This is a genomic window from Thermomicrobium roseum DSM 5159, from assembly GCF_000021685.1.
Taxonomy (GTDB): Bacteria; Chloroflexota; Chloroflexia; order Thermomicrobiales; family Thermomicrobiaceae; genus Thermomicrobium; species Thermomicrobium roseum.
This window is the reverse complement of record NC_011961.1, coordinates 374,321-387,100: the sequence shown is the minus strand read 5'-3', so window position 1 is coordinate 387,100 and position 12,780 is coordinate 374,321. Positions and strand designations below refer to the sequence as shown.

General features: G+C 62.8%; 9 protein-coding genes. 1 reads left to right on the top strand and 8 read right to left on the bottom strand.

What is annotated here, in order from left to right:
- Nucleotides 1-78: 78 nt before the first annotated feature.
- Together TRD_RS11005 and TRD_RS11000 are read right to left on the bottom strand one after the other, a co-directional pair.
- Nucleotides 79-1,368 (bottom strand): coiled-coil domain-containing protein, encoded by a 1,290-nt coding sequence (locus TRD_RS11005; protein ID WP_012642843.1) that lies wholly within the window; start codon nucleotides 1,366-1,368, stop codon nucleotides 79-81.
- 72 nt (nucleotides 1,369-1,440) lie between these two features.
- Nucleotides 1,441-2,310 (bottom strand): histidinol-phosphatase, encoded by an 870-nt coding sequence (locus TRD_RS11000; protein ID WP_012642734.1) that lies wholly within the window; start codon nucleotides 2,308-2,310, stop codon nucleotides 1,441-1,443.
- Between the two features lie 329 nt (nucleotides 2,311-2,639).
- Between TRD_RS11000 and TRD_RS10995 the strand changes: the two genes are divergently transcribed.
- A complete protein-coding gene (locus TRD_RS10995) occupies nucleotides 2,640-3,674 on the top strand; it encodes a dimethylarginine dimethylaminohydrolase family protein (RefSeq protein ID WP_012643027.1) in 1,035 nt (344 codons plus the stop codon).
- A gap of 116 nt (nucleotides 3,675-3,790) precedes the next feature.
- On the opposite strand, the gene TRD_RS10990 is transcribed toward TRD_RS10995, so the two are convergent.
- From TRD_RS10990 to TRD_RS13900, 6 genes are all read right to left on the bottom strand, one after another.
- A complete protein-coding gene (locus TRD_RS10990) occupies nucleotides 3,791-5,593 on the bottom strand; it encodes a heme o synthase (protein WP_143714781.1) in 1,803 nt (600 codons plus the stop codon).
- A 106-nt stretch (nucleotides 5,594-5,699) separates the two neighbouring features.
- Nucleotides 5,700-7,430, bottom strand: coding sequence for a cytochrome c oxidase subunit I (locus TRD_RS10985; protein ID WP_012643264.1), 1,731 nt, complete (start codon nucleotides 7,428-7,430; stop codon nucleotides 5,700-5,702).
- 9 nt (nucleotides 7,431-7,439) lie between these two features.
- Nucleotides 7,440-7,991, bottom strand: a complete 552-nt coding sequence (locus TRD_RS10980) for a cupredoxin domain-containing protein (protein ID WP_012643182.1) — start codon at nucleotides 7,989-7,991, stop codon at nucleotides 7,440-7,442.
- A gap of 25 nt (nucleotides 7,992-8,016) precedes the next feature.
- Nucleotides 8,017-8,172, bottom strand: a complete 156-nt coding sequence (locus TRD_RS14910; RefSeq protein ID WP_012642573.1) for a hypothetical protein — start codon at nucleotides 8,170-8,172, stop codon at nucleotides 8,017-8,019.
- Nucleotides 8,173-8,500: 328 nt separating this feature from the next.
- Complete coding sequence (locus TRD_RS10975; RefSeq protein ID WP_012642682.1) at nucleotides 8,501-9,142, bottom strand: hypothetical protein; 642 nt, start codon at nucleotides 9,140-9,142, stop codon at nucleotides 8,501-8,503.
- Nucleotides 9,126-12,551 carry a RecQ family ATP-dependent DNA helicase gene (locus TRD_RS13900; RefSeq protein ID WP_226980765.1) on the bottom strand — a complete coding sequence of 1,142 codons (3,426 nt, stop codon included), beginning with the start codon at nucleotides 12,549-12,551 and terminating at the stop codon, nucleotides 9,126-9,128. The genes TRD_RS10975 and TRD_RS13900 overlap by 17 nt, the downstream gene beginning before the upstream one ends.
- Nucleotides 12,552-12,780 lie beyond the last annotated feature (229 nt).

Below are 12,780 nucleotides of genomic sequence, written 5' to 3'. Positions count from 1 at the left end.
GCTGAAGCTTGCCAGAGGCAGCATGCCTGAAGGACGATCCGATCTGGTGCACGACCGAAGCGCGATCCAGCGTGGCACTCAGTCGAAGAACGATTCGGGGACCGCCACGTACGTCACGTCGGCGAGCGCCTCTTCGCCCTCCCGGGTGAGCCAGGTTCCCAACACGGCCGGGCGGACTGGCCGTCGGGCGACACGCTCCAGGAGCGCCGCCCGCTCACGAGCGCGGAGGATGTCCGAGATCCCTACACCCCAGGATATCTCGCAGACGACGTAGATCGGCTCGCCTCCGTCCGTCGCGTCGCGCCCCTCCAGCACGAGATCGACCAGCAGAAGTTGCTCCGCCTCCCGTTCGTCCAGGAGGCCGGCGTCCGCGCCATCTTCGACCAGGCGTGTGAGTTCTTCACTGGGCAAGACACGCGGGCGCCGCAGGATCTTGCGGAAGAGGCCACCGAACCGACGCTCGACCACCAACGGAAGGACGAGTCCCTTGAGGCGGCCGAGATCCCGTTCGACACGCTCCAGACGACGCTCGAAATCCTGCATCCGCTCGGTGAGCGCGGCAATCTGAGCCGCCATCTGCTGCATCTGCTCGGTCAAGGCTTCGATCTGCGCTTCTACCCGCTCCATGCGGGCAGTCAATGCCTCGATCTGCGCCTCCACCCGTTCCATCCGCGCGGTCAAGGCTTCGATCTGCGCTTCTACCCGCTCCATGCGGGCAGTCAGCGCCTCGATCTGCGCCTCCACCCGTTCCATCCGCGCGGTCAAGGCTTCGATCTGCGCTTCTACCCGCTCCATGCGGGCAGTCAGCGCCTCGATCTGCGCCTCCACCCGTTCCATCCGCGCGGTCAAGGCTTCGATCTGTGCCTCCACCCGCTCCATGCGGGCAGTCAGCGCTTCGATCTGCGCCTCCACCCGCTCCATCCGCTCGGTCAGGGCCCCGATCTGGGCTTCGACCCGTTCCATCCGTTCGGTCAAGGCTTCGATCTGCGCTTCCACCCGCTCCATGCGGGCAGTCAATGCCTCGATCTGCGCTTCCACCCGCTCTATACTGGCGGTGAGTTGGCGGATCTGCTCGGTCGTGGCCGCCTGCTGCTGCTCCACCTGTTCCATCCGGTCAACCAGCGCAGCGATCTGAGCCGCGGTCTCGGCTTGTTGCGCACTGACTGCCGCCAGCGCACGCTCCACCGCTTGCTGGAACGATTCCAACTGCTGTGCCAATCGCTCCTGCGTGGCCGCGAGTGACCGCACCAGATCCGGAAGCTGCAAGAGCTCCTCCGAAAGCAACAAGGAACGGACCAGCGCCCGGAACTCCGGCGAGGTCTCCAAAAGGTGCAAAAAGTCCTGAATGTGCTTCGGATAGGCGCTCACGCTGGCGTCCCTCCTCGTCCGCGGCGAAATCATAGCAGGTTCGCCGCGTCGCTGTAGGACAACCTCTAGCGATCAGGCGAGTGGCACAGTCTTCCACCCTCGCTCGGTCAGGACGAGCGTTTCCCGGTACCCAGCGGCACTGAGGAGCGCCCGCGCCTCACTGAAACCAGCTGCCACATCCTCGGGCCGATGGGCATCAGCACCGATCAGCACTGGAATCCCCAGTTCCCGGCATCGTCGCAGGATCCATTCCCCGGGATAAGGCGCACCGATCGGGCGGCGGAGTCCAGACGTATTCAACTCGATCGGCAACCCTGCCCGGCTGATCGCCAGCAGTGCTCGCTCCACGGCGGCTCGGTACCAGGCAGCCGAATCGTCGAAGTAGCGCTCTCCCACGTTCCACTGCTTGACCTTGTCCAAATGACCGATGACGACAGGCAGGTCCAGCCGCGCTGCCCAGTCAGCCAGTCGGGCGAGGAGGCCATAATACTCCTCGATCAGCTGGCGAACGTCGCCGCGATAGACATCCTCGAGTTGCCGAGCGAACGCCTCAGCCGACTCGTCGACTGCCCACAGCTGACCCTCTGGGTCTCGCCCCATGAAGTGCAGGCTCACGACCGCATAATCGAGGCCGCTGCTCAGCACGACCGCTCGTTGGAAGGCCATCCCCTCGGGAACCAACGCTGGTTCCAGGTAATCGAGTTCGACCCCCAACCACACGGGAAATCGCCCCAACCAGCGCTCCCGCGCTGCCCGCACGTCAGTCAGGTACTGCTGGAAGCGTTCGACCGTCATCGTCCAGTCGCACGGAAACGGTACAGGTGCATGCGACGAAAACCCTACCGCCGCCAGTCCCGCCTCCCGCGCCGTTTCGATGTACGCCTCGACCGTCCCTGAGCCGTCGCAATACCCCGGATGGTTGTGGTAGCTTCCCTCGAGCACGATATCCCTCCTTGCAGATGAAGAGAGCGAGACGAAACGACCGCCTCACCGGTCTCGAGGAGTACCCTACCATCGCTCGTGCCGAGGCGCAGCCGCGCGATCAGCCCGCGCTCGTCTCGTGAGAACCGATTTACCGACGCGAGCAGCCTGTCACCAGGAACCATCACCGAGAAGCTGCGGCGTGTCGGACGCTTCTCGATCGCGCAACCCTGCCGACCCGCTTTTCAGCCTGTTCCTGCGCGTGCATCGGCCGGACGACGCTTGGCAACCGAGCCGGTCGGCGTGACAATGCCCGTGACGAGCAGCAGAGCCTGTTAAGGAGCCAGCGTATGGATACGAGCGAGCGGCCGAGCACGTTGCGCCAGACCGAGGCGTACTATCACCTCGTCCTGGAGCGGATGATCCCGAAAGCTGAGCCAGCTTTCGAAGCACCCGAGATGCAGGAACGAGTGTGGGGACGCCGCTGGGGAGTCGAGAACGACGTCGGACGGCTCCGGCTCTGTGTCGTGCACCGCCCCGGGGACGAGATGCTCACCGTCCAGCCAGAGGGACACTACGACCCGACCATCGGCGCCTACATCGACGAGGAGAACCAGTGGTACTGGCGCGACAGCAACCCGCCTGACATCGCCCGCATGCAAGCCGAGCACGACGCGCTGGTGAACGCTCTTCGGGCCGAGGGCGTCGAAGTCGTTTCCGTCGACTGCCCATCTCGCGACCCGCATGCCGTCTTTACGCGCGATATGGCGGTCGCCGTCAAAGGAGGTGCTGTCGTCTGTCGTCTCGGCCTCGTCGGGCGCCACCCACAGGCTGGCCGCCGCGGCGAGGAAGCGTTCATCACCCGCCTCCTCGCCGAACTCGGCATGCCGATCCTGCACACCATCCACGGTACGGGACTCCTGGAAGGAGGATCCGTCTGCTGGCTGAATGACTCGACGGTCGCGGTCGGCATGTCCTATCGGCAAAACGAGGCCGGAGTTCGGCAATTGGAGGCTGTCCTCGCCGAGCAAGGCGTGCGCCTGGTCCGGGTTCCCCTCCCCGGCTATGCGCTCCACCTCGATGGTGCCTGCGTGATGGTCGATTACGACAAAGCGCTCATCAATCTGACGCGTCTTCCGTACTGGTTCCTCGATTTGCTTCGCGAGCTCGACATCCAGCCCATCCACGTCTGGCCGACCGAGCCGCAGGCCGTCAATTGCCTCGCCGTCCGACCGGCCCGGGTGATCATGCCGGCAGGCTGCCCCCGCACACGCGAGCGACTCGAGGCAGCAGGCATCGAGACGGTCGAGATCCCGTATGACGAGATCCTCAAAAACGGGGGCGGCATCCACTGTTCCACGCTGCCCCTGATCCGCGATCCGTGAGACCTTTGGGGGGGCAAGCGACAACAGGCAAGCACCCCATCGATCTCGACGGCAGCACGAGGCGCGATCTCCGGGAACAGGCTCGCCGGAGATCGCGCAGAAAGCTGGCCGCCCAGTCAGAACACGACCGCGTCGATCACCATCGCCGCAAAAAGCAAGCCGAGATACTGCATGGAGTAGAGGAAGACGCGCTTCGCCAGCTGATCGCTCCGCTCACGATAGAGTCGCGCCACCAGCCAGAGAAAACGGGCGCCCAGCACCATAGCTGCCACGAGGTACGGAACGCCCAGCACACCGAGCGGGTAGAAGAGCAAACTCGCCAAGACCATGGCCACCGTATAGGCCAGGATTTGCCGGCGCGTCTCCTCCTCCCCGCGTACCGCTGGCAGCATCGGCACTCCCGCTGCCGCGTAATCGCCGCGCTTGTACAACGCCAGTGCCCAGAAGTGCGGTGGCGTCCAGGCGAAGACCAAGAGAAACATCAGGAGTGCCGGCACGCTGACTTGGCCCGTCACTGCTGCCCAGCCCACCAGCGGTGGTACCGCTCCCGCTGCACCACCGATCACGATGTTCTGTGGCGTAGTTCGCTTGAGCCAGATCGTATACACGAAGACGTAGAACAGGTTGCCGGACAACGAGAGCACGGCTGCGACCGGATTGACGAACGCCGTCAGGACATAGACTGCCAGAACACTCAGGACGATACCGAAGAGCAGCGCATATTCCGGGGCCACTCGCCCAGCCGGCAACGGTCGCCGGCGTGTGCGCGTCATGATCGCATCGATGTCCCGATCCACATAGTGATTGATCGCCCCTGCTCCACCGGAAGCGAGCGCCCCACCGACGAGCGTCCAGAACAACGTCCACAGTGACGGCACCCCTTGCGCTGCCACGAGCATCGCGCACAACGTGGTGACCAGCAACAAAACCATCACACCTGGCTTGGTGAGCACGAGGTAATCGCGCACAACCTCGCCGAGCGGACGCTGCATCGCCCCCCGTACCGCGGCTCGCTCCTGCTGGACGGTAGCACTGGCGAGCGCTCGGTCAGCCAAGACGGCCAGCACGAGCAGCACCCAAACGATCGTCGCGACTGCGAGATGCGCAACGCTCACCGCTGGGTGCAGGCGGAACCAGATATTGGCTGCCCCGACGAAGACCTGCGCGACCATGAGCACCGCTGCTGCCGTGGCCAGCCCGACGGCCCACCGGGACTCACCACGCACTCGCCGCGCCTTCCAGGCGACCCCGGCCACCAGCAAGACCGCCACGAGCGCAATCAATCGGTGCGTCAGGTGAACGTCGACATTGGTCCACCCGGTCGGAATCCAGAATCCTCCACAGAACGGCCACTCCGGGCAGGCGAACCCCGCACCGCGCTTCGCGGTATAGGCACCACTGAGCATGAGAAGGAAAACCGCTCCCAGTGCCGCCACGAGCCAGGGGCGCAAGGGTGAGCGTCTTGCCACTCGAGCGAGGGCCGGAAACCACGTCCGGAAGGCGAGCACGAGAGCGACCGCGAGGTAGCTCAAGGCCACTCCCAGATGGAGCGCAACCACCGCTGCCTCCAGGTGCGTCCAGACGGTGATCGCGCCCAGCATGGCTTGGACGAGCACCAGCCCGGCAGCGATGAGCGGCAACCGCACCATCCATCGGTCCGGCGAGCGTGCGCGCCAACTCGCCACGGCGACCGCCCCGGTGAGGAGGATGACCGCCAGCGCGATCAGCCGGTGCACGTATTCGATCCAGGCCAAGAGATCCCAGCCGGGTACGAGACGTCCGTTACAGAGCGGCCACTCCGGACCACAACCCAAGCCTGCTCCGGTCACTCGGACTGTTCCGCCGATCACGATCAGAAGATAGCCAGCGATCGCGACAGCCAGCGCCAGCCAACGGATGCTCTGACGACCCTCTCCCATCTCTCGCATAGTGTTCCCGCACTCTCGTCGCTTCCCGACACGACTCGCCGGTAGCGAGTCTACCACTGGTAGCCTACCGCAGGACGAGCGATCGCGCTGTCAGTGTTTATCCGATCTTCCATGGTACCCGGCTCAACTCGAACCAGGAGAACCCGTAGAGGAAGATGAACAGAATCAAGAACGCAACCGAGATGACCAGCGTCCCCGGCACCTCGAAGCCACGGTGCGTCGTCTTCGCTGGCTCACCAGCACCACCGGCGATGGCTGGATACGGGCTGAAGACCTCCGGAATGATGCGCCCGACGGCAGGCCGCGGTGTCCGCTGACCAACGAAGACAGTCGCGACCGCTGCCAGTACGAACATCGCACCGCCGACGACAGCGATAACGCCACCGATCCCCACCATGGCGAGGAACACCGCGATCTCAGGCCGGAGTTCTTGCAAGTTCACCCCGAGCGCCGGCGCAGTCGAAAAGGTAATATCCCAGTGACGGCGTGGAACACCCCAATGGCCTGCCAATCCCAGACCAAGGCCGAGGATGAGCATGCCGAGACCATACACGTATGGTTGCCACTGGGCGAGTCGTCGGAACAAGAGCTGTCGCTGGAAGATGAGCGGCACGAGGTAATACGCGATCCCCATGAATGCCGTCGTGGTTCCCGCCACGACCGTCATGTGGAAGTGTGCTGGAATGAGCAAGGTATTGTGCGAGATCATATTGACTTGTGGTCCACCGATGATCACCCCGCTGATACCACCGAGCAGGCCGAACAGCACCATGCTCACCACCAACGCAGCGAAGCCCGGCTCACCCCACGGCGCTCGACGCAGCCACTCGAACAAACCACGGCGGAATCCCCGCTCGCGCAGCGCCAACTCCATCGACGCTGGGATGCTGAACGCGTGGATGAGGCTCCCCATCACGGCTGCATACATAAAGTAGCTTGCATTGACATTCTTGACCCAGGTTCCTAATCCTGGATCGACCAGTAAGTGATGCATCGCGCCCATGTTGATGAACAGGACATAGAGCACGATAGCGATCCGGCTCAATCCCTCGTTCAGCGGTCGAGCCCCTGTCGTCAAGCTGGCCAAGCCATACCAGACACCAACCATGGCAGCCAGATTCACCTGTTGCGCTCCGTGCCCCAGCCCCCAATAGAGTAGTCGGTAGATCCCGGGATCGACCTCCGGGATCACGCCGAGCGTCCAGAGCCAGACCGGAAAGAGGGCCAGCGCTCCGGACACCAGCGACCAGAGGGCGATGATGGCAGCTCCTATCAGCGCGAAAGTGAAGAGCGGCAAGCTACTCACTTCCCCACGCAGGCGCGCAGCGACGATGTTCACGAAGAAGTGCACCACGGCGAGGATCGCACCGACAGCGAAGACCAAAACGGCAGCGTAGTACCAGTGCGTTTGTGCGCGGAGTGGTGGATACGAGGTGAACATCACCGTCGCACGCCCACTCAACATCAGCACTGTCGCGACGACCGATCCCCCGAGCATGAGACCGTAGGCCAGCCAACCGAGCCGGGGAATCGTCATGCGCGTACTCAGCAGCACGGTGCTGGCGAAAATCAGCCCCGCGACCTCGAAGAAGAGAATCCAGAAAATCAGCATCACCATGCCATGGGTCGAGAGGAACTCGTAGAAGCGCTGCGGGCCCAAGAGATGCACCGTCTGCCAGCGCGTCAGCGCGATCAGCAGGGCGAGTATCCCCCCGATCGCGAGATAGATCACCGCCGTGACCGCATTCAGCATGATCAGGCGCTCAGCCGAGCGATCGACCGAGAGCCCCGTGATCTCGCATCGCCGCATCGCCCCGACCATTGCCATCGTCCCACCTCACTCCTTGACCACGATCCGGCCGATCATCAGGTGGTGGCCCAAGCCGCAATACTCGTTGCAGATGAGCGGGAACTCCCCAGCCTTCTCCGGGGTCAAGGTCAGTACCGTCACATAACCGGGTAGCACTTGGACATTGATGCTGTGTGGCGGCATGACCAGCGAGAAGCCATGCTGAACATCGCGCGAGCTAATGAGGAAACGATATGTCTGCCCGCGCTGCAGCTGAATGACCGGCTGCCAGGCAAAGGCCCGAGCATCCAGGTAGACGTCACCCCCAGGCGGTGGAGCGACGACCGGCACCCCATCCAGCTGGCCGACCTGATACCGCGCGATGAAGGCCTCTGCCTCTGCTGCAAAGGCTGCTGGATCGACGCGATACGAGCTGAGCCGATTTTGCTCCTGCCCAACCAGCGGCCACACGAACGCGATCATCACGAACATCGCGATGCCCCAGATGACCGCCAGCCAGACCCACAACCGCTCATCCGGTCCCAACCGTTCCCACCAGACCCCACGCGGCTTGGCCAGCGCGCTGACCCGACTCGCCATCTCCCACCTCCTGACCAGGTGTCACTCAGCGGCCGAAAAGCGGGATGAAACCGAGATCGATGAGTCCCCAGATCAGGTAAAAGAGGGTAGGGACCACGAGGCCAGCCATGAGCAAGAGGAAGATGTCGTCCAGCAGGACTTGCGGCCATGGTATGCGCTCTGGTCGCTCCCGCTGCTCCATGCTCGCCCCTCCGCTTTGTCGCAACTCTACAAACATCGTACCGGGCGAGGTTGAACCGGTCAAGCACATCCTGAGTATCTGGTGTTACAAAATCGTAACAAGTCCTATTTGTAAACTGCATGGTTTTGTAATGTATCGAATGATCGTGATTATATGATTAGACTCAGCAATCAAATATCGTCCATGATCTTTCTCGCTTCTTCACGGAAGCGAGAACTGCTCGCGCAGCGAACTACCGCACGGCCTTACCGGTTCAACGTCGAGTGGGAACATGCTGGTCAGGCAGGGGCCAAGGAGCACACTGAAAGAATCAGGGAGAGACTCGTCTCTATCGTGCTGCTGCTGAACCGAACAGTGCCACCATCACCAAACAACCGATCGCGAGGCCGATCGCGCCGATTCCGATACCTGCTCCAGCAGCCATGAGCAGCGCCCTGCGCAGACCGCGCTCGGTCCGCTCCAGCCGGGCTGCCAGTCGCTCATTCACCGCCTCGAGTTGTCCGACCCTGCCCTCCAGCATCGTCAGGTATTCGCGCAGCTGTGCCACATCGGCTCTGATGCTGCTGAGCGACTCACCGTAATGGCGAACGAGTTCCTGCCAGTTCTGTTCCAGGCCCTGTATACGAGTCACGAGTTCCTCGACGAGCGCGTGTGCCATCCGCCAGCGTTCCTCATGTTCACGCTCGAGTCGCGACACCGTTCGCTCAGCATGTGCCAAGACTTGGGCACCGTCTCGCTCGAGCGTCGCGAGCTTCTCCCTTGCTTCTGCGAGCAGGGAGGAAAACTGCTGTTCATGCTGTTGCAGGAGCGTCAACGAATGCTCATACAGGGAAACGACCTGTGCCAGTCGGTCGCCTAACTCGGTGAATTCGCCAACGATCGACTCGACCGTATTGGCTGCCTGCTGCGCGCTCGCGAGCTGCTGTTCGAGCCGCCGGAGCTTGAGAAAGGAATCAGGGCTCTCGCTCATGCTCACCGTCCCCCGCGACGATACTGGCTTCCATACGCTCCCTCAGACCTTCCAAGAAGGTCACTGTCGAAGCGAGACGGGAGAGCGCTCGCTCCAGTGGGAGGAGTATCGCCTCGCTCTGTTGCAGGAAGCGTTCGCTGGCCAGGAGCGCCAACAAGAGCCGCGTCTGGAACGCCTCCTCACCGAGCGCTGCCACTGCGTACTCCAGCAGTTCCTGCCGACCCTCCAGCGAATCGAAAGGCCCCCCTGTTCCGGTCAAGAGCACGAGAGTCTGCAGAGCATCCAGCTCGGCAGCCTCCTCGGCGAACACGAGGAGGGCCTCCCGCGACAGACCTTGTCGGATCGCTTCAGCGATCCCCCGCTCGAGATATCCCCACGCCTCACGCTCCCGACCAGGGCGCCGGCGAGCCAAGGCGCCGGCCAGATAGAGTGCCGCCACATTGGTCGCTTCTTGTTCCAACCTCGTGGTCACCCGCGCGAGCATTCCTGCCACTCCGCCGCGCCGCTCGACCGCCTCGACGAATGCCCGGAGCCGTTCGCCATCGTACCGTTCCAGGAGTTCCGGGAGACGTCGCGCCAGCTCTTCGAGACCGACATCCACCAACGGAAGCTCAGCACGCTTGCCGGGTGGGAAAACCAGATCCGGCACACAGACGTCGCAGAATCCGCAGCGGTAGGTGTCGGGTGGCGGCGTGGTATCGAAGCGCGCGAGCAATACCAAGCGCCGGCACTCACCACGCTCATGGCTGGTCGCATAATCGAGCTCGTTCAAGAGCATCTGATACCGCATCGGTGGAACGACTTGATAAACTCGGGTCAGCAAAATCGTCACCGCACGGCGGACCAGCTCTTCTCTCTCCAGACTCCTCGACTGTCGCACGAGACCTTCGAAAGCGACGCTGAGGTCCGATACCGCGCCCGATCCTGACGACCCGTTGCTCAACTGCTCCAGCACAACACTCGTCCGCTGCAAATACCTCCGCAGCCCCTCGAGCACGTCTTCCGTTCGCCAGTCGCGAACAGGCACGGCATCGATCTGGACCTCGGTCAGCCGCTGGTAGGTCAGCGAGAAATCCTGCACCAATCCGAGCAGTTGAAGGCGATAGAGTGCCAGTTGCACACGCGTGAGCTCCTCGTCGTCTTGACTCGTCCGGACGACGATGGACCGACCCTCGCGGACAAATCTCCAGTACTTTAGCGTCTCTTCGGTATCTTCCTCTACCCCTGGGTAATTGCCACGGATGAAACGAGCTTGCAAACCATAATCACAGAGCGTTGCCAAACCGAAGGGGCAACGATAAAACCGGTACGCTTGCCGATCGACAACGCAGGGTGGTTCCCCGAGGGCCGCCGCGATCTGCGGTCGGCAGTCCGGATGTGGGGGCCGGTAGAGCAGCGCAGAATGAGCATGCTCGCCATCTCTCCCTGCCCGGCCCACCTCCTGATAGTACGCCTCGATACCACTCGCCAGATTGTAATGGACGACATAACGGATGTTCGGCTTATCGATCCCCATGCCGAACCCTTTGGTCGCCACGAGCATTGGATGCTCGTTCCGCTGGAACTCGTCTTGGATTCGAGCTACCTCCTCGTCCCACCTGGGAGAACCGACCGGTTTCTCGAACTTGTGTCCACATTTCAGGCACTCGTGTGGGGAACCGCTGCGCCACAGGGGTGACCGGCAGGATGGACAGCGAGTCGGCGGCGTGCTGGCATGCACCGGAATTGCTCGTCGTTCAGCGAACAAGTGCTTCGCGATCACTGACGCGACCCAATGGACCCCTTCCTGGAGAGTCGTCTTCCCATGCGGATTGGCATAGATGCAGAAGACGATGCCGGTCTCCTTGTGCGGACTAGCGCTGAAGTACAGCCTGTTGGGCGTGAAGCGGAGTGTCCGCGGCAGCCGTTCGCCTAATAGCCGAAGGAGCGCGTGTTCCTTTTCGCTCGCCCCCAAATCGGCTGGCGTGTGAACCGAGTAGCTCAAATTCGGCCGATCGCTGGTCGTCTCCTGTACGACGTCCGCTTCACTGAGTTCCAGCGTGGCCAGAATGTCGGCCCGCACCAGACGCGACGCCGTCGCGGTCAATCCGACGATAGGGATCGTCCGGCCAGCAACCTCCTGGAGTTCTTGGCGCAAGCGCGGAATGCGCAGATAGGCGGGCCGGAAGTCATGGCCCCACTCCGAAACGCAATGGGCTTCGTCCACGACGAGCAAACCGATCGGGTGGTCCGCACCGACCGAGCGCAGTTCCCGGAGGAATCCTGCGATCTGGAGACGTTCCGGGGCGACATACACGAGTCGATACCGTCCAGTGCGCAGGCCTTCGAGTTTCGCGCGCTTCTCGCTTTCGCTATCGCTCCCCGTGATGGCGACTGCCGTCACCACACCATTCTGTTCGAGATTGAGCAGTTGATCCCGCATCAGCGATCGTAGCGGCGAGATGACCAGCGTCGCACTCGGCAGCAGGAGCGCTGAAAGCTGGAAGACGAGCGACTTTCCGAACCCGGTAGGGAGGACACCCAGACTGGACTCACCCCGGAGCGTCCGCTGGATCAGGGTAACCTGCTGTTCTTTGAGTTGTGGAATCCGGAAGAACCGTCGCGCAAAGAAATCCAACACTTCTCGCCGGAGGCCGACCGGGCGTTGCTGCAGCGCTGCCAGCCTCAACGACTGCTCTGCCAACCACCAGCTGTCTTCCACGGTCTCGCTCGAGCCCGATTGCCACCCATCGAGGAAGACGATTCCCTGGCCAGGAAGCCGGTTCTCGACCCGACACGCGAACGGCGTGCGCGGCAGATCGACGAACACCGTTCCATCATGGTCTCGATACACCTGCGAGACGAACGGGGCGAGTTCCACATGTCGCGGGGAAGCGCACAGCAACTCGATGTCCGGCAACGCTACCGTGATTCCATAGAACTCGCTCGCCCGCTCGACCGTGGCGAGCGCGTCCGCGACGGCTAACTCGACAACCGGAAGACTCGCCCCCGTGACTCCCACCCGCAGCTGACGGACACCCTGTTCTGTCGCAAGTCGCAACAGGGACAAGAAAGCGCGTTGCCAGGCTCGAAACTCCTCGAGAAAGGACCCGACCAGCTCGAGCGCGACCGACGGCCGCCTGGCCGTCCGACGCAACACCGTCGGCTCATCCCCGCCGGCGAACCGCCAGGAATGGACCCACACGTAGTTTCCATCCTCCGCGTGGAGCCCCGCGCGGCGCACGTCGAGTGACTCGAGTGCGTCAGGATCGATCTCCTGCACTGCACGAAGCAGAGCGCTGCGTACTGGCACCGGCAAGACGCCGAGGACATTGCGCTCGGTCGATCCGAGGGTTCCCTCCCCACAAAGTGACCTCACGAACCACCAAAACCAAGCCCGAACCTCGACGGACGTGCGAGCCTCCGGCATCGTCACCAGATTGGCCTCTCTCGACCCTGCACGACAGCAGAACGACCGAGCATTCACTCATGATTGTCGGTCAACTATACGAGATTGAATAGGCGGATGTTCCCCCTCGGAGTATCGCCCCCCTCGCCATGTCACCCCTGTTCGAGGCGAAAAAAGAAAGGCATTCAGGTATCGACGTGTCCGCTCGACCGCTCCTGATCGTTCCAGCAGGTGATGGCCACAGAGGCGA

Excerpts from the sequence above, each read along its gene's own strand:
- TRD_RS10995 (WP_012643027.1), top strand. The coding sequence starts at position 2,640 with ATGGATACGAGCGAGCGGCCGAGCACGTTGCGCCAGACCGAGGCGTAC.
- TRD_RS10990 (WP_143714781.1), bottom strand. The coding sequence starts at position 5,593 with ATGGGAGAGGGTCGTCAGAGCATCCGTTGGCTGGCGCTGGCTGTCGCG.
- TRD_RS10985 (WP_012643264.1), bottom strand. The coding sequence starts at position 7,430 with ATGGCAATGGTCGGGGCGATGCGGCGATGCGAGATCACGGGGCTCTCG.
- TRD_RS10980 (WP_012643182.1), bottom strand. The coding sequence starts at position 7,991 with ATGGCGAGTCGGGTCAGCGCGCTGGCCAAGCCGCGTGGGGTCTGGTGG.
- TRD_RS14910 (WP_012642573.1), bottom strand. The coding sequence starts at position 8,172 with ATGGAGCAGCGGGAGCGACCAGAGCGCATACCATGGCCGCAAGTCCTG.
- TRD_RS10975 (WP_012642682.1), bottom strand. The coding sequence starts at position 9,142 with ATGAGCGAGAGCCCTGATTCCTTTCTCAAGCTCCGGCGGCTCGAACAG.
- TRD_RS13900 (WP_226980765.1), bottom strand. The coding sequence starts at position 12,551 with ATGCCGGAGGCTCGCACGTCCGTCGAGGTTCGGGCTTGGTTTTGGTGG.